Origin of the sequence: Streptomyces brevispora (assembly GCF_007829885.1) — a bacterium.
Lineage (GTDB): Bacteria > Actinomycetota > Actinomycetes > Streptomycetales > Streptomycetaceae > Streptomyces > Streptomyces brevispora.
On sequence record NZ_VIWW01000001.1, the window covers coordinates 3207530 to 3231859 of the forward strand.

Annotated in this window: 20 protein-coding genes and 3 pseudogenes; 17 read left to right on the forward strand and 6 right to left on the reverse strand. The window is 68.1% G+C overall.

All coding sequences use genetic code 11. The features are described 5' to 3' along the window. Positions 1-305 precede the first annotated feature (305 nt). Together FHX80_RS14830 and FHX80_RS14835 are read right to left on the reverse strand one after the other, a co-directional pair. The gene (locus tag FHX80_RS14830; RefSeq protein WP_244318266.1) at positions 306-1550 is read right to left on the reverse strand and encodes an ATP-grasp domain-containing protein; all 1245 of its coding nucleotides are present in this window, start codon (positions 1548-1550) and stop codon (positions 306-308) included. Further along, the gene (locus tag FHX80_RS14835) at positions 1489-2718 is read right to left on the reverse strand and encodes an MFS transporter (RefSeq protein ID WP_244318267.1); all 1230 of its coding nucleotides are present in this window, start codon (positions 2716-2718) and stop codon (positions 1489-1491) included. The genes FHX80_RS14830 and FHX80_RS14835 overlap by 62 nt, the downstream gene beginning before the upstream one ends. A 914-nt stretch (positions 2719-3632) precedes the next feature. On the opposite strand from FHX80_RS14835, the gene FHX80_RS14840 reads away from it, so the two are divergent. From FHX80_RS14840 to FHX80_RS14890, 12 genes are read left to right on the forward strand one after another with little or no spacing between them, the layout of a single operon-like run. Next, a complete protein-coding gene (locus FHX80_RS14840; RefSeq protein ID WP_244318268.1) occupies positions 3633-4769 on the forward strand; it encodes a DUF6421 family protein in 1137 nt (378 codons plus the stop codon). Further along, the gene (locus FHX80_RS14845) at positions 4762-5859 is read left to right on the forward strand and encodes a branched-chain amino acid aminotransferase (protein ID WP_145764631.1); all 1098 of its coding nucleotides are present in this window, start codon (positions 4762-4764) and stop codon (positions 5857-5859) included. The genes FHX80_RS14840 and FHX80_RS14845 overlap by 8 nt, the downstream gene beginning before the upstream one ends. Beyond that, positions 5856-6458 (forward strand): bacilysin biosynthesis protein BacA, encoded by a 603-nt coding sequence (locus FHX80_RS14850; protein ID WP_145764632.1) that lies wholly within the window; start codon positions 5856-5858, stop codon positions 6456-6458. The genes FHX80_RS14845 and FHX80_RS14850 overlap by 4 nt, the downstream gene beginning before the upstream one ends. Beyond that, positions 6455-6604 carry a hypothetical protein gene (locus FHX80_RS34730; RefSeq protein ID WP_167523545.1) on the forward strand — a complete coding sequence of 50 codons (150 nt, stop codon included), beginning with the start codon at positions 6455-6457 and terminating at the stop codon, positions 6602-6604. Before FHX80_RS14850 ends, FHX80_RS34730 begins: the two co-directional genes overlap by 4 nt. Then, the gene (locus FHX80_RS14855; RefSeq protein ID WP_145764633.1) at positions 6598-7851 is read left to right on the forward strand and encodes an ATP-grasp domain-containing protein; all 1254 of its coding nucleotides are present in this window, start codon (positions 6598-6600) and stop codon (positions 7849-7851) included. Before FHX80_RS34730 ends, FHX80_RS14855 begins: the two co-directional genes overlap by 7 nt. After that, on the forward strand, positions 7848-8930 hold the full coding sequence (locus FHX80_RS14860) for an aminotransferase class IV (RefSeq protein ID WP_145764634.1): 1083 nt from the start codon (positions 7848-7850) through the stop codon (positions 8928-8930). The genes FHX80_RS14855 and FHX80_RS14860 overlap by 4 nt, the downstream gene beginning before the upstream one ends. Positions 8931-8944: 14 nt before the next feature. Further along, positions 8945-9259: a 4Fe-4S dicluster domain-containing protein gene (locus tag FHX80_RS14865; protein WP_145764635.1), complete on the forward strand. Its 315-nt coding sequence runs from the start codon at positions 8945-8947 to the stop codon at positions 9257-9259. 23 nt (positions 9260-9282) lie between these two features. Further along, a complete protein-coding gene (locus FHX80_RS14870) occupies positions 9283-10818 on the forward strand; it encodes a coproporphyrinogen-III oxidase family protein (RefSeq protein ID WP_145764636.1) in 1536 nt (511 codons plus the stop codon). A 7-nt stretch (positions 10819-10825) separates the two neighbouring features. After that, positions 10826-11107: an acyl carrier protein gene (locus tag FHX80_RS14875; RefSeq protein ID WP_145764637.1), complete on the forward strand. Its 282-nt coding sequence runs from the start codon at positions 10826-10828 to the stop codon at positions 11105-11107. 13 nt (positions 11108-11120) lie between these two features. After that, complete coding sequence (locus FHX80_RS14880) at positions 11121-11690, forward strand: RBBP9/YdeN family alpha/beta hydrolase (RefSeq protein ID WP_145764638.1); 570 nt, start codon at positions 11121-11123, stop codon at positions 11688-11690. Further along, positions 11687-13273 carry an amino acid adenylation domain-containing protein gene (locus tag FHX80_RS14885; RefSeq protein ID WP_145764639.1) on the forward strand — a complete coding sequence of 529 codons (1587 nt, stop codon included), beginning with the start codon at positions 11687-11689 and terminating at the stop codon, positions 13271-13273. The genes FHX80_RS14880 and FHX80_RS14885 overlap by 4 nt, the downstream gene beginning before the upstream one ends. Then, on the forward strand, positions 13270-14688 hold the full coding sequence (locus FHX80_RS14890; RefSeq protein WP_145764640.1) for a S8 family serine peptidase: 1419 nt from the start codon (positions 13270-13272) through the stop codon (positions 14686-14688). Before FHX80_RS14885 ends, FHX80_RS14890 begins: the two co-directional genes overlap by 4 nt. A 26-nt stretch (positions 14689-14714) precedes the next feature. Here the strand turns inward: FHX80_RS14890 and FHX80_RS14895 are convergent, their stop codons facing one another. Continuing rightward, entirely contained in the window at positions 14715-15800 is a 1086-nt protein-coding gene (locus FHX80_RS14895; RefSeq protein WP_145764641.1) for a branched-chain amino acid aminotransferase, read from the reverse strand. Positions 15801-15948: 148 nt separating this feature from the next. On the opposite strand from FHX80_RS14895, the gene acpS reads away from it, so the two are divergent. Further along, on the forward strand, positions 15949-16344 hold the full coding sequence (acpS, locus tag FHX80_RS14900; protein WP_244318269.1) for a holo-ACP synthase: 396 nt from the start codon (positions 15949-15951) through the stop codon (positions 16342-16344). A gap of 241 nt (positions 16345-16585) precedes the next feature. Continuing rightward, positions 16586-16741 (forward strand): annotated as a pseudogene (locus tag FHX80_RS14905) (YdcF family protein); the annotation flags it as partial. A gap of 176 nt (positions 16742-16917) precedes the next feature. Here FHX80_RS14905 and FHX80_RS14910 read toward each other — a convergent pair. The 3 genes and pseudogenes from FHX80_RS14910 to FHX80_RS36755 all read right to left on the reverse strand — a co-directional run. Further along, on the reverse strand, positions 16918-17193 hold the full coding sequence (locus FHX80_RS14910; RefSeq protein ID WP_145764642.1) for a hypothetical protein: 276 nt from the start codon (positions 17191-17193) through the stop codon (positions 16918-16920). Between the two features lie 1182 nt (positions 17194-18375). Next, complete coding sequence (locus FHX80_RS14920) at positions 18376-19893, reverse strand: FAD-binding oxidoreductase (RefSeq protein ID WP_145764643.1); 1518 nt, start codon at positions 19891-19893, stop codon at positions 18376-18378. Positions 19894-20419: 526 nt separating this feature from the next. Next, a pseudogene (locus FHX80_RS36755) lies at positions 20420-20509 on the reverse strand (aminoglycoside phosphotransferase family protein); the annotation flags it as partial. Here FHX80_RS36755 and FHX80_RS35685 point away from each other — a divergent pair. The 3 genes and pseudogenes from FHX80_RS35685 to FHX80_RS14935 form a co-directional block, all read left to right on the forward strand. Further along, positions 20500-21098 (forward strand): annotated as a pseudogene (locus FHX80_RS35685) (tyrosine-type recombinase/integrase); the annotation flags it as partial. The pseudogenes FHX80_RS36755 and FHX80_RS35685 sit on opposite strands and share 10 nt — an antisense overlap. A gap of 619 nt (positions 21099-21717) precedes the next feature. Further along, positions 21718-23757, forward strand: coding sequence for a PrsW family intramembrane metalloprotease (locus tag FHX80_RS14930; RefSeq protein WP_145764644.1), 2040 nt, complete (start codon positions 21718-21720; stop codon positions 23755-23757). Then, positions 23754-24269 (forward strand): hypothetical protein, encoded by a 516-nt coding sequence (locus FHX80_RS14935; RefSeq protein WP_145764645.1) that lies wholly within the window; start codon positions 23754-23756, stop codon positions 24267-24269. Before FHX80_RS14930 ends, FHX80_RS14935 begins: the two co-directional genes overlap by 4 nt. Positions 24270-24330: the final 61 nt, after the last annotated feature.

The following is a 24330-nucleotide window of genomic DNA, read 5'->3' on the forward strand; positions in this document are numbered from 1 at the left end:
TGCCACACACGGGTTTCCCTTGGGTTCCAACGGCGGTCCCCACGGTCCTCGCAACACCCGCGATCTGTGGGAGTCGCGAGGACCGTGGGCGCTGAGCGTGGTGATCTCGCGGAGTTGAGGAAACGTTTCCTTCCGCACCTGGCGGCCGGTCACCGCACAGCCGCTCGGCAAGTTCCTCGTCCTGCACCCGTTCCGCCTCGCCACCGCCCCGGGTGCGGCCACCACCGGCACACCGCTGCTCTGCCGCAGCGCCCACGTCGGCCCCGGCGGCGACGCCATCCAGACCATTCGCCTCTGATGTCCGGTCAGTTGGCCGATTCCTCACCGGAAGGCTTCTCGGGGGCGACGGGTTCAACGCGTATGGAAGAGAAGGCGTCACGGAGGAAACGGTCGAGTTCGGCCGAGTCGGCAGGGCCGACGATGCCGGCCAGAGGAATGTCGGTGTCCGCGTAGCTGAGCGTCGTCTTGATCGGCTCGTCCTCGGACCGCTGGCTCCACCGGTGAGCGAGTGGGCTCTCGCGGAATTCCGCTTCACCGCTGATCCGGCAGAAATCGGCGCCGAGTTGATGGCTCGGCCAGACGAACCAGCCGTAGCGGGCCCCGTCGCCCTCGGGCCGGGGCTGCGCCTCGACGTCTGCGCCGTCGGTGATCAACTGCAAGAACCGGGAGGGCAGGTGCAGTCCGGTGGCGAGCTCGAAGGTGTCCACCACGTCCGCGCCGCCGAAGCGGGCTCCGACCTCAAGGAATACCGGTCCGTCCGCGGTCTCGATGCCTTCGAGGTGAAAGAGGCTGGTGGTGATGCCGACGGCGGCGAGGCAGTCGGTGGTCCAGCGGCTCAACTCCGGCGTCAGCTCGATCTGTACCGAGCCGAGCGGAGTTCCCTCCGCGTATCCCAGGCAGGTGCCGACATAGCGGCTGGCCTCGATCGCCACGGGCTTGCCGTCTATCAGCATGCCGTCCACGTGGATGATCGGGCCGGTGATGAACTCCTCGACCTCGAAGCCCTCCAGCTCAGTACCGCCGGGCACCCCGACCTCGCGCACCGCGGCCAGGGCCTCGGCCGGCGTCGGGTAGACGTGAACGTTCAGGCTCGCCGCGCCATCCAGCGGCTTGAGCACTGTCTCGCCTGCCCAGGGCAGTTCACCGGGCTCGGCGTCGAGCGCTTCGGGCAGGGACAGGAACCTGGGGACCCGCAGACCCGCCGCGGCGGCCGCGGACTTCATGACCACCTTGTCGCGCCAGGGCAGGATGTCCGCCTCCCGGTCACCGGCCACGCCGAGGGCGGCCCGCACCCGGGCGCCGGCTATCAGGTCGAACTCGGAGAGCGCGATCACCATGTCGAAGGAGGGAAGCCCGGCGACAGCGGCCAGCACCTCCGCCGTGAGGTCACCGGTATCGGGGCGCTCGATGAGCGTGCAGCGGAGGCCGGGCGGAAGGGTGGCCAACCGGTCCGCAGGGCCGACGTAGGTGACGTCGTGTGCCGCGTGGTCAATTCCGGTCGCGTAGCGGATCATCTTGTCCGTGACTCGGTGCAGGACCAGGATGCGCATGGAAATTCCTTAGATGGGCGAGAAGCGGAACGAGTAGGACGACGGCGCAGGCGGAGCCGATGACGGAACCCAGAATAATATTCTGGGGGCTGAAGGAAGTGGTGAGGAGCGTGACCAGGAATCCGGCTATCGGCAAGGACAGCTGATTGAGGAGAATGATGATGGCGATCGTTTTGGCGAAGTGCTCGCGCGGAATTCTTCTGACCCGCTCGGTGCGTATGATGACATTAAAGAATCCGACGGTCCCGAGCAGGACCGCGTAGCTCACCGCGTACTCCGCGAACGTGTTCGCCAGACCTACTCCGATGCCGCCCAGGCAGATCAGGGAGTATGACGTCATCAGGGCGGCGAATGGATTCATCCGCTTGGCCAGTTTCGGGACGACGAAGAACGTCAGGATGCCGACGATCCCGGCCCCGGTGCTCAGGATTCCGTAGTACTTATCCGGCTGGCGGAACACGCCTACGGTGGTGGCGGCGCTGGTGGCCATGCCGATACCGACCATGAGATTGACGGTCATGGTCAGTCCGACCAGGCCCAGGATCGCGGGCAGCTTCCGCAGGGTTGACACACCCTCGCCGATGCCGGTGATCACCGAACGGAACGTGGTGGGTTCGGCGGCCGCACCGGCGAGCGATTCGGTCCGCAGCCAGCGGCGCAGGGACAGGGTGTTGAGCGTGGTCAGCCCGTACACCACGCCGATGACCGCGAGCAGACTGGTGGTCGGCAGTGCCGAGGCGAGCAGCGCTGCCAGCACGGGGCCCGCCACCTCGCTGGTCTGCTCCGTCCCTTGGATGATGGACTGGGCCCGGATCATCTGGTCCATCGGGATGAACCGGGGGAGCGTGGCCTCCAGCGCGACGTACGACTGCGCGCCACCCAGTGACATGCCGGCGGCCAGCACGCACAGCGTAAGAAACTTACCGTCGGGTATCACATACATCAGGGTGAACGCGGTCAGCGCCAGCCCGGAGCGGACGATGTCCGAGCCGATGTACAGGATGTAGCTGTGGATACGATCCGCGAACACCCCGGCCACGGGCAGGAAAATTACTCGGGGAAGCCATTCGACCAGGAAGATCAGCCCGGTTTGCGAGGCGCTTCCGGTCAGCTTGTAGGCGAGTAGCGGAATGGCGAACAGCAGGAACTGGTCGCCGAGTGCGGCCAATCCGCGACCGCCCACGAAACGCGCCACCTGAGGGCCCGGCATATAGGCGTGTCCAGGCTTCCCCGTATCGCCAGCGCCGGGCTTCCTGTTCCCCCCGGTCGTGCTCTCCCTTGCTTCGCGGCTCATACTCCCCCGTATTCCACGTCACCAAGTTCGTTGAACAGATTTTCAATGATCAAGGTCGGCCGGAGGGGCGAACCCATGACCATGTCCGCATTCCGAGATGGTGGCGAACGCGCTCACTCGCAGGGCGGGGCCAGAGTATAAGCAATCGGAAGGGTTGTGTGTATCGCACCCTGAATAAAGTTGGTTTTAATGTGCTTTGGGTTGGTTTGCAGTTCTTTGAATTCGGTACCCGGTCGGCCGGTGAAACCCGTACGTTCAGATGCTGAAAATCCTGCTGGAGTGCTTGCGTGCCGGCTGGTTCCGGGCAGGTCGTGGGAGCCGGCCGTGCCGTGCGTGAAACCGCAGATGTCCGTCTCCGGCTGCCGGTGCCGCGCGGAGAGCGCCGGCCGGTGCTTGCCCCCCACCACCCGTCCCTGCCCGTGCTGTTGCCCGCACACTGTCCGCAGCCGTGGCATCCACCCGCGCGACGTCCCCCGTGCCCTTTTCGGCGGCAACCCCTGGATGTCGCTCCGGCGGACATAGCCCGATGAACCGTCACGTGTGACGTGTCAGTATTCGAAACACCCCTTGCTGTACAGGAGTTCGGGAGCTAGCTTCCCTGATCGAGACACTTCGGGTGAGCTGCGAGCGACGCATTTTTGCCCTGTGGGTCTCATCTGGAGCCACTTACAGGGGGTGTTGTGGAGCCACGTGCTGTTGCCGAACTTCTGGAGTTCGAGCGAAGCGTCATCCCTGCGGTGAACCGTCTCCGGGAGTTACGGAGCGGGCCTCGCGGGGGCGACGGAGGGGTGCGCGGCAGCTCTCCGGTCGGATCCGACGAGGAGATACGTCTCGCCGTCGACGCCATCCGTGGGGCTGTCGAGGGTCTGCACGGCCTGATGTCGGAGCGGCAGATCTCGGCCACCTGCGAAGACCTGCGAGCCTGGCAGGAAACCGGCTGTGAGGGCGTGCCGCATTTCGACCGCACCCGGGACGTGGTGCCCGCGCCCGAGGACGGCGAGGCTGCCGCATACGTGGGACCCGTGACACTTCCCAACAGCGACCGACACGACGTCCAGATCGAGGCGTTCTCCGTGATCCGCCAGGACCCGGACAGCACGCCCCTGCTGCAGGCCGCCTACCCGCACCCCAAGGCCGTCTTCCAGTCGACCCGACTGCTGTCCGCCTCCCGCGGCCTGCGGGAGGGCAACTGTGTGGTGTTCTTCCCGGAGAACATCCCGGCCGCCACGCCCTGCACGGACCAGAGCTTCGCGTGGTTCTTCTTCAACCGGCACACCGAGATCTACGCCCACACCCTGTCGATCACCGAGCGTCTGTGCGGGCCCGGTTCGCCCTTCATGGGCGAGGACGAGCTCGTCTCCGTGGGAGTGGACCCGGAGGACACGTACCAAGCGCGGTGTGTCTGGGGGTACTTGCACGACTACTTCCATCACATCGGCCCGCGCCCCCTCGACCAGCATCTGGCGATCAAGACGACCTGGCGGCCCGGGCTCCTGGAGGAGCTCAAGGTCGACATGAAGTCGGCGATCGCCTGCTTCGAGGAAGAGGTCCCGTACGGCCCGATCGTCTTCGAGTACATCCTCCTGGAACGGCTGTTCCGCTACCCGGCGCAGCCCGAGCCGCTTCGCAACTTCGATGCCGGCACCGGCTTCGCACTGGGCACCTGGCTCGCTTCCCAGGGGCTGTTCACCCAGGACGATCAGGGGCGCCGCATCCTCGGGACGAAGGCCCGGATCGTCCAGTCGGTACGTGAACTCGTGCGTCTGATCGAGGAGATCGAGCGCATAGAGGATGACGCCGCCTATCGGGCCGGTGCCGTGGACTTCCTCTTCGGCACGTTGCTTCGTCGCCCCGCGACCAAACCCGACCGGTACGGCGGCCCGATCGCGCCGCTCGACCTGTGGGGCTCCGAAGTCCATGTCTGAGCCGCACCGCACCGCGGAGCTCGAAGCGATCCTCAAGGACCCGGGCTTCTGCCGTCACTCCACCGGACACACCGCCGTCGTCGACTGGGACGCCGACACCGGCTGGTCGGACCCGCGCGTCGAGCCCTGGCGCGATCTGGCGATGGACCCGGCCACCCTCGGGCTCCACTACGGGCAGGCGGTGTTCGAGGGCCTGAAGGCATTTCGTGCCATGGACGGATCGGTGCACCTGTTCCGGCCCGAGGATCATGGGCGACGACTGGCTCGGTCCGCCGCACGGCTCGCGATGGCTGAGATGCCCGCCGAGTTGTTCGCGCGGGCGTGCGCCGCCCTGGTCGCGGGCGACGAGCGGTGGGTGCCGGACGGCTACGGGCAGAGCCTCTATCTGAGACCGCTGCTCATCGCTACCGAGCCCGACCTGGGACTCCGGCCCTCGAAGCGCTACCGGTGCGTGATCCTCGCCTACCCCGCGGACCCCTGTTTCGGGGCCGGTTTCCGTCCGCTGTCGGTGACCACCTCGACCGAGACGGTGCGGGCCGTACGGGGCGGCACCGGCGAGGCCAAGTGCGCCGGGAACTACGCCGTCAGCCTCCTCACCCGCTCCGAGGCGCAGGCTTCCGGGTACGACGAGGTGCTGTGGCTCGACGGGCTCGGTCGGAGAAGGATCGAGGAACTCAGCACCATGAACGTCTTCCTCGTCTGGCGCGACGGGACGGAGCCCCGGGTGACGACCCCGCCGTGCGACGGGACCATCGTCCGCGGCCTGACCCGCGACTCGCTGCTCACCCTGGCCACGGATCGGGGGATCGCGGTCGCGGAGGAGCACACCACGATCGACGCCGTCCGCGCCGGCCTCCGCTCCGGTCGGCTGGCCGAGGTGTTCGCATGCGGCACAGCCGGTGTGGTCGTCCCGGTGGGCCGGCTCGGTATCGGTGGCGAGGACATGACCGTCGACGACGGGGGAGAGGGACCGATGACCGCGCTGCTACGGAACAGCCTGCTCGACGTCCAGCACGGACGTACGCCCGACGCACATGGCTGGCTACAGACCATCCTGCGGGCCGATGAGAACGGGGGACGTCGCGTATGAACGACAACAGCACCGACCTGAAGCACGACGCAGAGCGCGCACTGTCGAGGGTCACCGTGATCCACACCCTGGGCCCTTCGGGCACCAACCTGGAGAAGGCCGCCCATCACTGGCTCGCAGAGCGGGGGACCGCCGGGAAAGTGGTGCTCCACGCCGAGGTGGAGGACGGTCTCGACGCGATGGCTTTCGACGGCACCGAGGCCATCCTCGCCTGCGCTGTCTACCCCCGGCTGCATGACCTCGTCTTCATGAATCTGCGCCGCCTGGAAATGGTCGACAGCTTCATCCTCGACACCCACGACATGGTCCTGGCCGGGCGCCCGGACCACGCCGCCATGACCACGATCGTCAGCCACCCGGCGCCCAGCAGCCTGGTCGCAGAGCTCGGCGACGTCACGCTCACCAGCAGCAACTCCCTCGCCGCGGCGCTGTGTGCGGCCGGGCAGTACGACGCCTGCGTGACAACGGGAGCTGCCGCGGCATCCGAGGGACTGCGGCTGATCGAGAACTTCGGCCCCGTGCCCATGGTCTTCACTCTGCACGTCGGCCGGGCCTTCGCAGGCGACCCCAGCAGCGGCGCAGGGATCGGACAAGCATGAGGGAGACCACCCCTGCGCGGGACGGCCGGCCGGTCGCCCTCGCGTTCGGCACCGTCCACGGCCGGACCCCGTCCATGCGGGTCTTCGGCCGCGGCGACGCCGAGCGGTTCCTCATCGGTGCGTTCTCGGAGGTCCTGCCGTGCTGATCGTCGTCCAGCCCCTGTCGGCGGGGATCCGGCTCACCGCCCGGATGGTGGCCGCCGGGGTTCCCTGCCTCGTCCCGACCCAGTTCCCCGAGCTGCTGCCGCCCGAGGTGCGGTCCGGTGCGACCGTCGTCGACTGGCACCCCGACGCGGGCGTGGCCGGGCTGATCGGCCTGGTCGAGAAGGCCGTCGCGGACGCCGGTACCGCGCCCACCGGGGTGATCGCCGGCTTCGAGTACGCCGTGCCGGAGGCCGCCGAACTGGCCCGGACCCTCGGGCTGCCCGCGCTCGGCGCCGGGGCGGCCGAGGCCGTGCGGCAGAAGGACGTCATGCGGCGGCGGTGCGAGGAGCGAGGAGTCGCCGTCCCGCGCTCGGTCGTGGTCGGCCCCGGTACGGCGGGCCCCTGCCCGTTGCCGTTCCCGGTCGTGGTCAAGCCGGTCGACTGCGGCGGCAGCCTGATGGTGAGCCTCTGCCACGACCAGGAGGAGTACGCGCGGGCCTGCGCGGTCGTGCACGACCCCGGGGAGGACGTGCTGTTCCACCCGAATCCGCGCCGGACCGCCCTGGTCGAGGAGTACGTGGAGGGCCCCGAGTTCTCCCTCGACGGCTGGGTCGACGCCAACGGCCCGCACCTCGCGAGCGTCACCACCAAGTTCCTCTCCGCCCCGCCGGACTTCTTCGAGATGGGCCACATCGCCACGGCGCCGGAGCGCTCGCCGCACGGCGATGTCCTGGAGCGGTTCGCCCGCGAGGTCGTGGCCGCCTTCGACCTCACGGTGGGCCCGTTCCACATCGAGACCCGGATCGACCGCGACCGCGGCCCCGTCCTGATCGAGGTCGGGGCCCGGCTCGCCGGCGACAACATCCCCGAACTGGTGCTCGCCGGACCCGGCGTGGACCTGTGCGCCGCCACGGCGGACGCCGCGCGCGGGGTGCGGCACGACCCCGGCGCGCTGTCGCCGGTGAGCGCGGGTCTCGCGTTCGTCACCACCGACCGGCCCGGCACCTTCGCCGGAACGCTCACCGGTATCGGGCCCTTCACCCGGGCGGCCGAGTTCCGCGGCCTCCTCCCGGAGGCGGAGCCGGGGACGGTGCTCGACCCCGGCGACATCTTCAGCAACCGGGTCGCCCGTATCCACTTCGAGGGCGATCTCGACCGGGTCGAGCACCTCGTCGCCTCGGTCCTCGCAGACGTAAGGGTCGACGTCGACAGCGTCGGCCACCAGGACAAGGAAGGTGTCCGCGCATGAGCAACGAACTGACCGTCACCCCCACGACCACCCCACGCCCGAGGCCTGACGCGGACACGGCGGCCGGGACCGTCCTCACCGACCACGCGTTCTTCATGCGGTCCGGCAAGCGGCGCGGCTGGCAGGGGATGACCGTGGCGGACCGGGACAGCATCCCGGCGCTGCGGCCCACGGCTGCCGCCGTGCTCTCCGGCCAGACGGTCGTCGGCGAGTTCGCCGCGTACCGGCTCGCGGACGGCACGGTCGCCGTGTTCCGTCCCGACAGCCACATCAAGCGGCTGAACAACGGGGCCCGCCGGCTCGCGATGCCGCAGGTCGACTTCGACCGGGTGTGGAGCTCGGTCCGGGCGATGATCGAGCTGGACGAGGGATGGCTGCCGCAGGAGGCGGGTGCTTGCCTGCGGCTGCGGGCGGTGCTCGCGGCCGACGGCACGGGGCTGGCCGCCGCACCCGCGGACGACTGCCTCTTCTACGTGCTCGGGTCGCTGCCGGCCGCCACGGAGGCGAAGCCGCTGAAGGCCATGACCCTGGACGGGTACGTACGGGCCTGGCCCGGCGGCACCGGTGACCTCAACACGGCGGGCGGTCGCGCGGCGGGCGTGGTGCCCGGCGAGATCGCCGCCAACTACGGCAACGACCACGTGCTGTGGCTCGACGGCCCGCAGGGACGTTTCGTCCAGCAGATCGGCGAGCTGAACGCGTTCTTCGTGATCGACGGCGTGCTGACCACCCCCGCACTCGACCGCACCGTCCTGCCCGGCGTCACCCGGGACTCCGTCGTGAAGCTGGCCCGGGACGCGGGGATCACCCCTGTCGAGCGGCCGGTGGAGCTCGCCGAGGTCCTCAAGGGCATCGCCGACGGCTCCGTCACCGAGTGCTTCGCCACCGGCACGGCCGCTGGGGTGGCCCCGGTGGTCTCCCTCGGCCACCAGGGCGAGGAGTACCGGCTCGGGTCGGAGGAGGCCGGTCCGGTGACCGCCCGCTTCCGGGACCTGCTGACCGGCATCCACCGGGGCGAGTCCGTCGACCGGTTCGGCTGGATGCGGCGGATCACCGAAGTGGCACCCGTCCACGCCTGAGGGAGGAGAGAACCATGGCGTATGTCGTCACCGACGAATGCGTGGGCTGCAAGTACACGGACTGTGTGGACGTCTGCCCCGTGAGCTGTTTTCACGAGGGTCCCGACATGCTCTACATCAACCCCGAGGAATGCATCGACTGCAACGCGTGCGTCTCCGAATGCCCGCCCGAGGCGATCTGGGTGGACATCGACCTGCCGGAGGACAAACTCCAGTGGATCGAGATCAACGGCGAGATGAGCAACAAGTACCCGGTCATCTTCGAGAGCCGGGGCACCAGGGGCGAGCCCACCGAGGCCCCCACCGAGCCTTCCAGCCAGCCTTCCTGACCGAAAGAGCGGGAGCCGAGGTCATGACGACCCACGTCGAGAACCCCTTCATGCTTGGCCTCGACTCGAACTTCTATCTGAAGGACGAGTTCGAGAGCCCCGAGAAGCGCACCAACGTCACCTGGTTCTACCCGAAGATCTGCGCCTTCCAGGACGCCCTCGACTCCGCGGGGAAGAAGGCGGAGTACTTCTCCTTCCTGGACCGCCAGTCCCACCCGGAGCAGACCGACATCCTGCTCTACTTCCACATCCCGTTCTGCGAGGCCTTCTGCAACTTCTGCGCCTGCTTCAAGGAATCGGCGGCGAAGTACCAGGGTGAGCGGCAGAAGCGCTTCGTCCAGGCGATGGTCAAGGAGATCCAGCGCAACGCCCGCTCGAAGTACTTCGAGGGAACGAAGGTCAAGTACGTCCAGTTCGGCGGCGGCACCCCGTCCGCCCTGGAGCAGGAGTCGATGGCCACCATCCTGGAGGCCGTCCACCGCGAGTTCGATCTGAGCGAGGTCGACGGCATCTCCCTGGAAGGCAGCCCGCTCGGGCTTTCCAAGGACGGCTACATCGAGATGCTGAAGTCGCTCGGCATCACCCGCATCTCCTACGGCGTGCAGACCCTCGACGAGGACATCCGCCGCAAGCTCACCATCAAGGCCAGCGTCGAGCAGGTTCACCAGACCGCCGAGAACATCCGCAAGGCCGGCATCCGGACCTTCGCCCTGGACCTCATGTACAACCTGCCGGCGCAGGACGACGAGATCCTCGCCCGGGACCTGGAGGGCATCTGCAACGAGCTGCGCCCCAGCTTCGTGCAGACGTACCGCTTCAACCAGTGGGAGGGCACCCGCCTCGACCAGCAGATCCGGGCCGGCAAGGTCGCCGACGTGAAGCCGTCGGGCGCCATCGAGCGGGAGCAGTACCGGCAGATCAAGGACGGTCTGGCCGCGTACGGCTACGACAAGCAGCTCCTGATCAACTTCTTCACCCACCTCGACGACGCGGGCGAGATCGGCCTCAACCACGCCTGCGGCGGCAACGGTTACCGCGCCAGCTACACCCTCGGCATCGGCCCGGCCGCCGAGAACTACATGGGCGAGCGCAGCTACCGCAACCACACCGACGTCGAGCGGTGGATGCGGGAGGTCGAAGAGGGCGTCATCCCGATCGAGCAGGGCCGCATCTGCTCCGAGGACGAGGTCGAGAACCGGGTCATGGTCTTCTTCCCGGTCTTCGGCAGCGTCCGCAAGGCCGACGTCGCCAACTTCGAGAAGTACCGCCGCGAGGTGGACTGGCTGGTCGAGGGCGGCTACGCGATCGAGACCGACGAGGAGCTGACCCTCACCCAGGTCGGCCGGGAGAACGCCGGCAACATCGCGTTCCTCTTCTACTCGGACGAGGAGAAGGCCCGCGCCCGGCGCACGATGTACCTGTCGCTGAAGAACAAGCGGAACCCCTTCCACCAGGACGCGCAGAACATCCCGCGGACCCCGCTCTTCCTCCAGACCCGCCCGAAGACGGCGCAGGAGACCACCCAGGAGAGCACCTCCGCCAAGCCCGAGGGGAGCTGAACCACCGGTGGACGCCCGCAAGACCCAGACGGAGATCGAGGACGATCTCCGCACGGTGATCGCCCAGATCTTTCCGCAGAAGCAGGTCGAACTCGACTCCGACACCCCGCTGTTCAACGGCGGTCTGTCGCTCAACTCGACCCAGATGATCGAACTGACCCTGGGCTTCGAGACGTTCTACGACATCGAGCTCGAACCCGAGCTGCTGACGACGGAGAACTTCGCGACCCTGAGTTCCCTCTCCGGTCTCCTGGAGGAACTCCTCAGCGACGAGGTGTCCCCTGTCTGAGATCCGTTCGGACGTGCGCGTGGTACTGATCCACGGGAACGCCGGAGCGAGCGTCGAGGGCATCTGGTTCCCGTACGTGAAGCGGGAACTGGACGCCCTCGGCGTCGAGGTGGTGGCCGAGACCTTCCCCGACCCCATCAAGGGCCGGATGCGGTACTGGCTGCCGTACCTCACCGACGTCATCCGCCCGGACGAGCGGACGGTCATCGTCGGCCACTCGTCCGGCGCGCTGACCGCCTTCCGGTACGCGGAGACCGCACCGCTCCTCGGCACCTTCGCCGTCGCCGGCCACCACCACGACTGCGGTTTCGAACTGGAGCGGCGCAGCGGCTTCTTCGACACCCCGTGGGACTGGGACGCGATCCGCGCCAACCAGCAGTTCATCGAGCAGTTCCACTCGAAGGACGACCCCTGGGTGCCCTTCGAGGTCGCCGAGGAACTGCACGAGCTGACCGGGAGTACGTTCACCGCCATGCACGGCATGGGCCACTTCGGCTCGTACGACCAGCAGATGGACACCTTCCCGGAACTGCTGGAGGCGATCCGCCGCCGCCTCGAAGAGGCCCCGCGGGAGGAACGATGAACGTCATGTTCGCCGACGAACTGCTTGAGCGGCGGCGGGACAGCGCGGCCACGGCCGTCGTCGACCTGGAGACCGGCGAGCAGGTCTCGTACCGGACCCTCGCCCGGCGCGTCCAAGCCCTGACCGACCTCCTCACCGGGCTCGGCGTGGGCCGGGGCGGGTCCGTCGCGATGGTGATGGACAAGTCCGCCGCCTCGGTGGCGGTCATGTGGGCCACACTGCGCCTCGGCGCCCGCTACGTACCGCTGGACGAGTCGCTGCCGGCGGCCCGGATCGCCCTGATGCTCGGCACGTGCGCGCCCACGGCCACCCTGGTCCAGCCCTGCTACCGGGAGCTGATCGACGGGGTGCCGGCCGGGGCGGTGGTCACGGTGGGCGCGGGCCGCGTGGACACCGGCACCGGCTGGGACCCCGTGGCCGAGACCGAGCCGAGGCCGGCCGGCAGGTCCGGCCGGAGCCCCGACGACCACGCGTACGTCGTCTTCACCTCCGGCTCGACCGGCTCCCCCAAGGGCGTCGTGATCAGCCACCGGTCGATGTGCTCCCTGCTGACCGGGGTGCAGGAGACCGTCGGCTTCGAGGACGGCATGCGCTTCCTCAACGTGGCACCGCTCTTCTTCGACGCCTCCGTCGTCGACCTGTGGTCGACCTTCCTGGTGGGCGGCAGCGTCCATCTGATGCCCCGGCTGCGCATGCCCACCCAGATCACCCGGGCCATCGAGGAGTGGCGGATCACCGATGCGCTGCTCGTGCCGTCCGTGATCCGGATGCTGGTGGGCCGGTTCAGCGACGCCGGGCGGCGCGACCTCGGCTCGCTGCGGCGGCTCTGGTTCGGCGGCGAGTCGTGCCCGGTGTCGGTCCTGGAGGCGTTCGCCGCCCTCGTACCGGGACTGCGCTACGTGCACGGGTACGGGCCCACCGAGACCACGCACAGCGCCACGCTCTTCCTCACCGACACACCCGGCAAGCACGGCGAGGAGTTCTTGCCCATCGGCCATCCACTGCCGGCCGTCGACGTGCTCGTCGTCGACGACGAACTGCGGCCGGTGGACGACGGGGAGACGGGCGAACTCCTCATCGGCGGACCGCAGGTGATGGTGGGCTACTGCGGCGAGCCGGAGCGTACGGCCCGGTCCGTCGTCGAACTCCCGGCCGGCGCAGGGGGCCGCTACTACCGCTCCGGCGACTACGTGTGCCGGCGGCGGGAGGACGGCGCCCTGGTCTTCCTGGGCCGACGCGACGACGCCCTGAAGATCAACGGCAATCTCGTCCACCTCTCCGAGGTGGAGGCGGCGACCCTGGCCGTCGGCTGGGTGACGGACTGCTGCGCGGTCCCGGTCGCCCACCCGCTGACCGGCCGCGCGATCACGCTCTTCGTGCTGGGCCGGCAGGACGGCGGCACGGGCCCGCGTGAGGAGGAGCTGCGCCGTGAACTCGCGCTGCGGCTGCCCGAATACATGCTGCCGGCCCGGATCGAGTTCCTGGCCGACGGGGACGTGAGCCTGACGCCGTCCGGCAAGCTCGACCGCGCCCGGCTGCGGACGGTCGCGGACGCGAGCGGGAAAGGGACGGAGTCCAGTTGACGGACGCGGAGCTGGCCCGCTTCGAGCGGTGCGGCGTGGTGACGGTCGTGCCCCGCTCGGCCACCGGGCTCGCGCTCGGCGACGATCCCGCGCTGCTCCTGCGGCACCGGGTGGCGGAGTTCCTCCCGGCGCCCGGCACCGTGGACCGGCTGGCCGGCGCGTACGCCCGCGAAGGGCTCACGGTCGAGGCACGGACCGAGGTCGGCCTCACCGTCTCAGGTGACCCCACCCTGCTCGCGGAGGTCTTCGGCCACCCGGTGCGCCCGGTGCGGAACAAGTACATCCGGGGCACGGTCCGCTACGAGTTCGCCGCGGCGGGCCCCCTCCGCTCCCGGCTCCACACCGATCTGGTCGAGGAGGTACGGGTCCCCCGAGCGGGCTTCGAGCTGAGCGCCCGGGCCCCGGCCCCGGGCGGTGTCGCCGCGACCCCGGCCGCGCCTGTCGGCGCCACCCCGCCCCTTGCCCACGACGCGCGGTACCTGTGGCTGCCCGAGGACGCGGTCCGCGTCGCGGGGGCCGGCCGACCGCACGCGGCCGGGATCCGGGGCGGCGGGGTCCGGGTCGTGATGGTCGACACCGGCCTGTACGACCATCCGCACCACCGCGCCCACGGCTACCGCACGACGGTCGTCCCGGCGCTGTCCGCCCTCGATCCCGCCGTGGACGAACGCGGCCACGGCACCGCCATGTCGGCGCTGCTGCTCGCGGTCGCACCGGAGGCCGCGCTCACCATGGTCAAGATGGCCTGCGAGAGCTTCTCCTTCCCGGTGGCGGCCTTCCAGCGGGCGGTGGAGCTGGCGCCGGACGTCATCTCGTGCAGCTGGGGCACCCTGCGCGCGGAGCCGCACCTCCACCTGGAGGTCGCGAACGCGGTGCGGCGCGGGATCACGGTCCTGTTCGCCGCCGGGAACGGCTCCACGGACCGGCGTACCGCCATGTTTCAGTCGGTGGCGACGCCGGGCGCGATCACGGTGGGCGGGGTCCACGTCGGGCCGGACGGACGGAGGCGGGCCGCCGACCTGGCGTCCAGCTACCGCTCGGACGTCTTCCCCGGCCGACGGGTCCCCGACCTGTCCGGGCCGTGCGGCATGCTGCCGAACGGCGACTACGTCGTGTTCCCGACCCAGCCGGGGTGCATGTTCGACCGCCGCAACAGCGCGTACGACGGGACCGCCCCCGACGACGGCTGGCTGGTGTCCAGCGGGACGTCGGGGGCGACGGCGTACGCGGCCGGGGTGGTGGCGCTCGCGGTGCAGCAGGGCATCGGCAAGGGTCGTGCACTGACCACGGCGGACCTGGCGGACGCCTGTCTGCCGGTGACGGAGGGGCTGACGACGACCGGCGACGACTGCGGCGGGGTCTGCCCGAACGAGGCGGTGGGCCACGGCCTGCTCACGGCCTCGCCCACCGCCTGAGTGCCCGCTGCCCGGAACGCACGGGGTCAGACGAGGCGTCGCATCCAGCCGTAGTGATCCTCGGCGCGCCCGAACTGGATGTCGGTGAGGCTGCGGCGCAGCCCCATGGTGACCGAGTCCTCGGCGCCGGTGTCCGGGGCGGTCACCTCGCCGTCTTCCCAGACGAGGCGGCCGACGGGAGTGACGACCGCGCCGGTGCCGCAGGCGAACACCTCACGGATGTCGCCGGTGCGGGCGCCCTCCTGCCACTCGCGGATGTCGATGGGCCGCTCCTCGACGTCGAGGCCGAGATCCTTGGCGAGGGTGAGGACGGATGCGCGGGTGACGCCCTCCAGGATGGTGCCGAGCTCGGGAGTGATGAGACGACCGTCGCGGGTCACGAAGTACAGATTCATGCCGCCGAGTTCCTCGACGTACCGTCCCTCGGCGGCGTCCAGGAAACAGACCTGGTCGCAACCGTGCTCATCGGCCTCCAGCATGGGCGCGAGGCTGGCGGCGTAGTTGCCACCGCACTTCGCGGCGCCGGTGCCGCCGCGCCCGGCCCGGGCGTACTGGCGGGAGAGCCAGATGGACACGGGCTTGACGCCACCGGAGAAATACGGGCCGACCGGCGAGGCGATGACCATGTACGTGACCTCGGCGGCGGGCCGCACACCGAGGAACGCCTCGGAGGCGAACATGAACGGCCGCAGGTAGAGGCTCTGTTCGTCCTTGTCGGGTACCCAGTCGCGGTCGGCGCGCACAAGCTCGGTGACGGAGTCGAGGAAGACGTCGACAGGCAGCTCGGGCAGGGCCAGGCGGCGGGCCGAGCGGTTGAAGCGTTCGCCGTTGGCCTCGGGCCGGAAGGTCCACACCGAGCCGTCCGCATGGCGGTAGGCCTTCATTCCCTCGAAGATCTCCTGCGCGTAGTGCAGGACGGCGGCGGCCGGGTGCATGGGAATGGGGGCGAACGGCACGACGGCGGCGTCTCGCCAGCCACCGTCCTTCGTCCACACGGCACGGGCCATGTGATCGGTGAAGTACTGCCCAAATTTGGGATCTTCCAGGATCTCGGCGCGACGGGCGCGACTCACAGGGCTGGGGTTGGCCTCGAACGCGAACCGCACACTCATCGCGGGGACCCTCTCGGTTCCGTGGTGCATTGTTGGGCAGCGGCAGGCACCCTAGCCTGCGACCGGTCGTGCAGCAAGGAGATTGGATCTCGGAGTGGCGCCTCACCTGACATGGACAGAAGGCCTGGTCGGCAGGCGGGTTCTGTGCGTGGGCACGGACTTGATGGACGTGGCGGAGATGCGGGGCGTCCTCTCCCGCCAACCGTCCTTCATGGCAAAGGTGTTCACCGATGCGGAGCGCGCCTACTGCGACATGCTGGACGACCCGGCGGAGCGGTACGCGGTCCGGTTCGCGGCGAAGGAGGCGGTGTTGAAGGCACTGGGTACGGGCCTCGCCGGTTCGGCCCTCACGGACATCGAGGTCCGGCGGGCCCCGACGGGCAAGCCCTCCCTCCACCTCACGGGCCGCGCGGCGGCGCTCGCGGAAACGGCGGGCATCCGCTCCTGGCTGATCAGTCTCACCCATACGGCGACATTGGCGCACGCCTTGGTGGCGGGGGTGGGGGATGTGGGGGATGAGGCCGGCAGGGAAGTGTCCCCGTGACCATGGATGCGTTCTCGCTGCGCCGCGGGAGACCGTTCCTGCTGGTGGCGCAGGTGTGCAGGCGTGCGGGCGTGCCTCGTGGGGCGCGAGGGAGCCCAGCGGATGTGCTTACGCGGGCTGCGACGGCCGGTGCGCCGGGTGTGGCCGAGGACGCCGTGCTCGCGGGCGACGTCGGTCATCGTCCGTCCCGAAGAGCACACAAGTTCGATCGCGTCCCGCTTGTGCCGGTCTTGTACTCGTCCGAGTGCTGCTGGTCTCCAAGCCCCACATGGAACGGCGGTCGTTCGCGACCGCCCGCAAGCTGTGGCCCGACGTCGAGATCCTCTGCGCGTCGGAGCCGCTGGAGTTCGACGACTACGTGATGTCCATGGGCGGCGAGAAGCACGTCCTGGACATGCCGACGAAGTTGTTCGCGGCGGACTTCTGGAGGGAGTGCGAAGCGACGGACGGCAAGCGAGGCATGCTCGCGGATCCGGCCTCAGCAGCGGCCAGGGCGCGCGTACACCGTGATCTCCGAACCGCCGACCGATTGCTCGCTGCACGCCTCGAAGCGGTCGGCGAGTGTCTCCCGCTTCACACGGGGCATGGGGTCGTCCTCCACAACGACGCCGGGTGGTGAGGCGACGGCGCTGATCCGGTGGCGCGCGAGCATTCGAGCGCGGAGCTCGCGGGGCCCACTTCGGTGCCGTACAGGCTGTGCGAGGCGAGCGGGTTGTGCGCCCGTGCGAGATCCCACCCCGCGATGGGCGCCGTATCGGCGAGTTCCCAGGCCCTGCGCTTCACGGACAGGTAGACCACGCCGTCGTCGGGCTGGGTGGTCTCGCGCAGGACGGCGGCGAGTGCATTCATGTTGTCCGAGCGGCTCGCGGAAGTTCGCAGCTCAAGGGCAGTCGGCGTCAGTGCCGCGCAGGCGAGGACGCCCACGACGATCGCGCCCGCACGGATCCCGCGCCCGCACCCGCGCCGTGCAGGCCGCGACCCGCGCACCGCGACTTCGAGGACTCCACCGAACCCGACGATTCATGTTGTTGGCGACAACTTCAACCTCACTTATCCATAGGGGGATCCATGAGCATCAGCCACACCATCTTCATTAGCCCCGGCCAGCCAGTAGAAAGACTTATTTCCGACATCGGGTCCGCGTGCGGGGCCCTGCTGCATGTCAAGACGCCCGGATATATTGACGTCGCCGAGTTCGCCCGCGGCGGTCTGCCCGCAGCGGCGGACACCCACGACGGCAACACCTGGACCGATGGGCACTGCTGGCTCTACTGCGGTCAGGGCTGGACCCGCGTTCTGTGGATCGGCCCCGTGAGTGTGGCCAGCGGCCAGGAGGCCATGTACGCCTGCGGACCGTGCATCCGCGCCCTACAGGAACAGGTCTGGCAGTCCATACTCCTGCACGATGAACCAACTCGTCTGGCACCTCTGAGCACTTCCGTGGCGGCCGAGCAGTCTGCCGGATGCCGCGTGGGGAGGCATCGAGCGCGGGGCGGTCTGTTGCGTCGCGGGTGGGGCCGGCGGGGGAATCCTGTCCGTGCAAGTCCGCAGTGTCTGTTCTGTGCAACTGAGACCAACACTGAGACCACATACGTCGAAGGCCCCCGCAGCGAGCTGCGGGGGCCTTCGACGTATTGCCCGGTGAGAGCAATGGCGGAGGATACGAGATTCGAACTCGTGAGGGGTTGCCCCCAACACGCTTTCCAAGTTTGTTGGTCCGGTCCGGGACTCTGTCCGGCCTCGTTCACCTGCGTTCGGCTGCGTTCGGCTGCGGTCGATTGACGGGCGGCCTCTCGCTTCCGACCTCTCCCGAACGGGCCTGACCGTCGCTGAATGAGACGGAAACTGAGACGGTGCTCCCCATGAGCGAGACACCAGACCCCGGCAACCCGAACGGCCTCCAGGGATCGTCAGCAAGCTGACGATCCCTCATGCAAGATCGAGGCTAACGACACCCCTTCGACTGCGTCGGGCCCTTCTGCGTGAAAGGCCGAGCCTGACCGGGGCGGGGCTCCGACGGCGCACTGTCGATCAGCGTGACGCGGGCGGGATGCTCTGCTCGTACTGGAAGACGTTGTAGGGGTCGTACTTCGCCTTGATCTCGCGCAGCCGCTCGAAGTGGCGTCTCCCCCAGTAGGCGGTCTCCCACTCCTGCATGCCGACGTTCGGCACGTTGACGTAGGCACCGTCCACGAAGCTGCGCATCGCCTGGCTGAATTCGGCGGTCCAGGCCTGGCACGTCGAGGTGAGCGGGTCGCAGACGCCTGGTGTCGTTGAAGGAGTCCCCCAGGCTGCGCCGATCTCGCCGTAGAAGATCGCGTCGCGGTGCACGAACGCGGTGCCGCCGCGGGGCTCCTTCTTGATCGCCCCGCCGAAGGCATCGACGAAGTAGTTGCTGTCCTCCGTGGGAGCGTTTCGCATGTAGTAGCCGATGACGTCGATCGCCTTCTTCGGGAACAGCTTCTTGGCGAACTGTGAGAAGAACTTCACGTTGGCGGGCTCCTGCGAGCGCGGGACCTGGGCTCCGGCAAAGATGGGGCCCCAGTTACCGACCTGCACCTTCACATCGGGCGTGCCGATCGACAGGATCGGGCCCAGCATCTTCCTGGCCTCTGCCGCCGTGCCCTCCGCGAGCCACGCGAACAGCAGGATCTGGGACTTGTGGATCTCGACTTCGGATCCGAGGCGGTTGTCGGCGAACGGTACCGTACGCTGCCATGCATCGAAGATCCCATGCAGGTCCGTAAGGCCGTCCCAGGTCGCCTGCACATAGGCGATGCGCTTGAGCGGGCGCACCTTGTAGGTGAGTTGCGTGACGATTCCGAAGTTGCCGTTTCCCGCCCCACGGAGCGCCCAGAGCAGGTCTGAGTGGTCCTTCAGGTCGGCATGGATCACCTTGGCGCAGTCGCGACCCGACGGGACGACGACCTCGGTCCCGATCAGGCTGTCGCAGGCCATGCCGAGCCAGCGGTTGAGGGGGCCAAGGCCGCCGCCGACCGTCGCACCGACCAAGCCGACGCTGCCCTCGCTTCCGGTCGTGACCGCGAGGTCCTGCTTGGCGAGCGTCGTCACCGCTTCCAACTGGGTCAGGCCGGCGCCGACCTTCGCGATACGAGCGTCGGTGTCGATGTGGACCGACTTGAGCTGGCTGACGTCGATCACGATGCCGTTGTCGATGTTCGACCAGCCCTCCAGGGCGTGGCGGCCGCTGCGTACCCGCAGTGCGACGTTGTGCTGCCGCGCCCAGGTGAGGGCGTTCACCACGTCCTGGGTCTTCTGGGCGAAGACGATGACCAGCGGGTAGTGAGAGAACAGCTGGTCGTAGTCGATGCGATCATCCGTGTACGAGGCGTCACCGGGGCGGACGATGTGACCGGTCAGCTTCGCCGGCGACGACCCTTTAGTCGGGTCGCTCGCGGCCAGAAGGCCCGAGGTGCTCGCGGCCGCAATGTCCGGCGCGCCTGCGGCCATAAGGCCCGGGACGACGATCGCCCCAGCGCCGGCGGCCGCTGACGCCCTGAGCAGGTGGCGGCGGGAAAAATCGCTCAAGGTCCAGATCCTCTCGATCGGGCTACGCCGGTACGCGGCTGAGGAAGCCTTACCCGCCGGCCGCCGGGCAGCCCTTTGTGGTTGACCCCCGCACGGTAACGGGGCGACCATGCGGTGTTTCCCGACACGCCAATTGAGGACGATGACGCCAGTCTGAAGGAGTAACTCAGCGGGATCCCGTCATAATCGGTTTGGGATGCACCGACTCGGCCACTCTCGCCATCACACAGTCGTCTTGGTCCGGATCATCGAACCCGCAAGCAAGCTGCGCCGCGACTGAGTCGTTCGCCGGTGTGTGCTGCAAGTTCGAGTTGCAGCACACACCCATACCTCCGCCACCTCATCCCGGCTTCCATCCCGTCTGCCGTCGGCCCACACACCGTGGAGCGGGCGTGGTTCCTGGCGTCCAGGTGGAGCGCGCCACTGTACGAACGACCTGGACGCCAGGGGCCGCGTCTGCTCGGCTCTGCCTGGGTCGATGGCAGACGGGATGGAAGCACCCCCCACGCACGCCCCCGCGGGCCGGCACTCGCGCCGCGCCCCGGCCGTCCCAGTGGGCGAGCGCGGCGCGCTCGGTCTCCGGGCGGGCCCGCTGCGGCGCCAGCGCTCGGGCTGCACTGGGAAGACGTCGACCTTGGCGCGGGTTACATCCGTGTCCGTAAGAACCGGCTGCGCCCGAAGTACGCGCATGGCTGTGGCGCGGACCCGTGTGGTCGGAAGGCGGGGTACTGCCCCAAGCGTGAGCAGACGCGGCGCGAGCACAAGTCGACCAGTCGCGTGCCGGGCGCCGCACGATCGGGCTGCCTGCCCCGCTGATCAAGATTCTTTGCCAGCACCAAGAGGCACAGGTACGAGAGCGGATTGCGGCCGGTGTCGACTGGGAGGGCAAGGGCTACGTCTTCGCCTCGCCGGTCGGCGGGCCGCTGAGCCCGAACACCGACTTCCACGTCTGGAAGCGGCTTCTCCGAGACGCGGACGTACGAGATGGGCGCTTGCATGACGCTCGGCACACCGCGGCGACCGTGCTCCTGATCCTCGGCGTCCCTGACGTGGTGATCGACTCGATCATGGGTTGGGAGCCTGGGGGAGCGGCGAGGATGCGCGCCCGGTACATGCATGTGACGGGAGCCATACTCCGCAAGGTCGCTCAGCAAGTCGGGGACGCGCTCTGGATGCCATCCGGCACCGAGGAAGAAGCCGACTGAGACGGAAACTGAGACGGACAACGTCGAAGGGCCCCACCGCGAACGGTGGGGCCCTTCGAGTCGTGCCCGGTGAGAGCAATGGCGGAGGATACGAGATTCGAACTCGTGAGGGGTTGCCCCCAACACGCTTTCCAAATGTTCGTCTGGCTGTCCGGTGCGAGCCGCGCCCGTCCTGACCTGCGGCGCAGTACACGAGGCAGCCCCTTCTGGGCAGTCTCGGACGAAGGTGAACGAGACCACGAATGAGACCAGCTTTGGGCGCCTGCCAGTGATCACTACGGGACGATCAGCCGAGTAGGAGATACCAACCTCCGTGGCCAGAAGATCTGGTGAGAGGCGTCGGAGCAGGAAGACGACGAGATCACTGCCGTCGAGCAGGGATCGATCCCGGACACGCTCGGGCATCCTGCTCAAGGACCCGAGTGAGGCACGCGGGCAACGGGCCAAGCCGCTAACGCCGTTCAGGACCTGCCCCGCCGGTCTGAGGCAGGAGACTGATTGGGAATGAGGCGCATCCAGCCGACCGAGACCCATTGGATCTGCCTCTTGCCCTCCGCCAAGCACTTTCATAGCATTTTGTTCGCTACTGCGAACTGGATCTGTCTGTGGGGGTTGTGTCGTGGCGTTGTTAATGGTGGCGGCTGCCGTGTGGGGTGTGGTGCAGCTGTTTGCGTTGGCGTGGCCCACGCGGTCGGTGCGGTTGTCTACGGTGTTGCTGGCCCTGATGGTGGGTGTGTACGGGTGCGGCGTGGTGGTGGCGCTTGTGGAGGTGGCCTACACGCGCCTGTATGCGGATGGTTCAGGGCTTCCGGTGGCAGAGGTGGTAGGCACCGCCAGTTACACGGTGGCGCCATGGGTGGAGGAGTTGATCAAACTCTGTCCGTTGTTGCTGGCCGGGCTGTATGCCAAGGTGCGTCGGCAGTGGGGGCTGGCGGACTTCGTGGTGCTCGGCTCAGCTCTGGGGGCCGGGTTCGGGCTACTGGAGGCTTTGCTGCGATTTGCAGCTGAAGCCAAGCGGGCCATCCCCCGAGCCCATGGCGGCTGGGTGATCCCCGACGGGCTGTCCCCACCGTATGTGCCCGGCCCACACCAGGTGTTCACCAGCTGGCTTCCGGCCCCGTTCGCAACCTTGGAGATGGGCCAGGAGGCCGCCTCTGCGACGTTCTCGCATCTGGTATGGACGGCCCTGGCGGGCTTTGGCGTTGGGGTGTTGCTGCGAGGCCGCGGCTGGATACGGCTGTTGGCGGTGGTACCGGTAGCGGCCGCGATCGGGTATCACACGCTGAACAACTACGTGGCCCAGCACTATGACGCCACCGGCGCGGCGGATTGGCTGGAGAAGCTGGACGCAAAGTCGTGGCTGATGCCACTGATCTGCCTGTCCCTGGCCATGATCGTTGACCTGCGCCAACTGCACCACGGTAAGAGCCGAATACCGGGCGTGCTGCTGGCCGGCGAACGCGAGGCCGGCGACAGCCCCGCTGCCCTCATCCGCTACGCCGCCTGGCGCCTGCCTTGGACCGTGCTGATCGCTGTTCGTTTCGTACGGCTGCGCCGCGCGTTGTGCTACATGACTGCCCTCGCCTCATCTACGGAGACCGAGGAACTGCGTCGCCTGACCGCGAGCATCGCCGCCCGCATCGACACCTCTGACCGTGAAGATGCCTGGCAAGGCTTGGACATCCGCAGCCTGCTGAAGAAGACCCGTGCCGACAGCGGACGTTGGAGATGGCAACTGGTCGTTCCCTGTCTCCTGGCTCTGCCCTCTCTGATCTTCCTAGGTATCGGATCGTTCCACTCCGCCTCTGGTCTGCAGACGTATATCGCCACTGGACCGCGTCCTGAGATCCTTCTCTACTGCGCTCTAGCGGCCCTGGCCTGGATCGCCTGGCAGCTGACCGCCCTGCTCCGTACCTGGCGGGCTACGGCGGCCCAACCCATCGGTGAGCAAGTTGCCCTGCACCGCTTCCGCATCGCCACTGCCTTGGGTTCCGGCGCCGCCGGAGCATTCATGCTCTACCGCGGTCTGGGTGGCGCCGACGTCACCACCGACACGCTTCTCTCCCCGGCCCATCTACTGGAAGCCCTCGACCAGACCCTCTTCTGGGTCGGACTCCTGCTTCTTCTGCTCTCCCTGGCCGCACTCATCGGACCTGGTGCCGGTCTGGCCCTCGCAGGCGGGGGTGCCTTGGCCGGCCTGACTGTCGAAGCCGCAGCCAACGCAGCTCTCCTGGGCTCAGCGGGCATCGTGCTCATGGGGGCCAGTGCCAACGGAGGCTTCGGCGACAGCGGGACAGACGGGCAGGGTTCGCAATCATCGGGTGGGGGGGAAGTCAACTGGAAGCCGGCCAGCACCAAGACGTTCGGGCACACCTTCAAGACGCACGGCCGGAAGCGCACTCTCCAGCAGATGGCGGATCGAGCGCGAGGGAAGGGAACGCCCCAAGGTCAATGGCTTGACGACAACGCGGCCGCCGACCTGTTGCGCCGAGAACATCGCCCCGGCCTGACAGGAACGGAGGATTCATACATCGTTCAAATCCCCAAGGGGATGGGCAGGGTTGTATTCGAAGACGAAACCTGGAAAGAGGCAACTCACGCTATCCTCGTTCCGGGGCGAAATGGCCTGTTCAGGTCCGCCTATCCAATAATTCCATGAGGAGAAAAGTGTTTCACTTTCAATTTGAGGGGCCTTCGGGGGTCGTTTCGGGGCAGAGGCCGGAAGGGGGGCTGGAGGACAATGATGACTATCAGTACCTGGTCATCGAAGGGTGCTCCTCTCTGTCGGAGACTGATTGTCGGTTCGTGATTGGTGGATTCGGGCAGGACGACTGGAGGTTCGACATCGAATACGACATGTCTTCCTTCCTTGAATGCCTCCCCGAGCTACTCGCGGCACTTGAATCGGGTCGAGCCGTGGCGATAGACCTCTATCCGCAAGGGGTCGAACGTGTTCTCACGTTCACTCCCCAGGGTGATGCAGTCAGCGTTGAGTGCACATCGCGAACGTCGTGGACCCCAGATCCTCGGATGGAATACCATGACTTGGCCGAGCTTCTCAGAATGGCCAGGAAGCTGGCAACAGACTTCTCTGAAGCGGTGAGTGTTGCCGCGCCGGAGATCGGGAGGCTAGAGCCATTCACGTCATGGAGGGCTGGGCAGTTCAACTAGAGGTATCTCGGCGTGACGCAATGCGAGGGGGGTGGGGCTGTGTGGGGAAATCCACTCCGCT

What these genes read in the sequence shown, in the direction of transcription:
- FHX80_RS14865 (WP_145764635.1), top strand. Translation starts at nt 8,945, where the DNA reads ATGGCGTATGTCGTCACCGACGAATGCGTGGGCTGCAAGTACACGGAC.
- FHX80_RS14910 (WP_145764642.1), bottom strand. Translation starts at nt 17,193, where the DNA reads ATGAATGCACTCGCCGCCGTCCTGCGCGAGACCACCCAGCCCGACGAC.
- FHX80_RS14885 (WP_145764639.1), top strand. Translation starts at nt 11,687, where the DNA reads ATGAACGTCATGTTCGCCGACGAACTGCTTGAGCGGCGGCGGGACAGC.
- FHX80_RS14860 (WP_145764634.1), top strand. Translation starts at nt 7,848, where the DNA reads ATGAGCAACGAACTGACCGTCACCCCCACGACCACCCCACGCCCGAGG.
- FHX80_RS14845 (WP_145764631.1), top strand. Translation starts at nt 4,762, where the DNA reads ATGTCTGAGCCGCACCGCACCGCGGAGCTCGAAGCGATCCTCAAGGAC.
- FHX80_RS14895 (WP_145764641.1), bottom strand. Translation starts at nt 15,800, where the DNA reads ATGAGTGTGCGGTTCGCGTTCGAGGCCAACCCCAGCCCTGTGAGTCGC.
- FHX80_RS14850 (WP_145764632.1), top strand. Translation starts at nt 5,856, where the DNA reads ATGAACGACAACAGCACCGACCTGAAGCACGACGCAGAGCGCGCACTG.
- FHX80_RS14870 (WP_145764636.1), top strand. Translation starts at nt 9,283, where the DNA reads ATGACGACCCACGTCGAGAACCCCTTCATGCTTGGCCTCGACTCGAAC.
- FHX80_RS14935 (WP_145764645.1), top strand. Translation starts at nt 23,754, where the DNA reads ATGAGGAGAAAAGTGTTTCACTTTCAATTTGAGGGGCCTTCGGGGGTC.
- FHX80_RS34730 (WP_167523545.1), top strand. Translation starts at nt 6,455, where the DNA reads ATGAGGGAGACCACCCCTGCGCGGGACGGCCGGCCGGTCGCCCTCGCG.
- FHX80_RS14830 (WP_244318266.1), bottom strand. Translation starts at nt 1,550, where the DNA reads ATGCGCATCCTGGTCCTGCACCGAGTCACGGACAAGATGATCCGCTAC.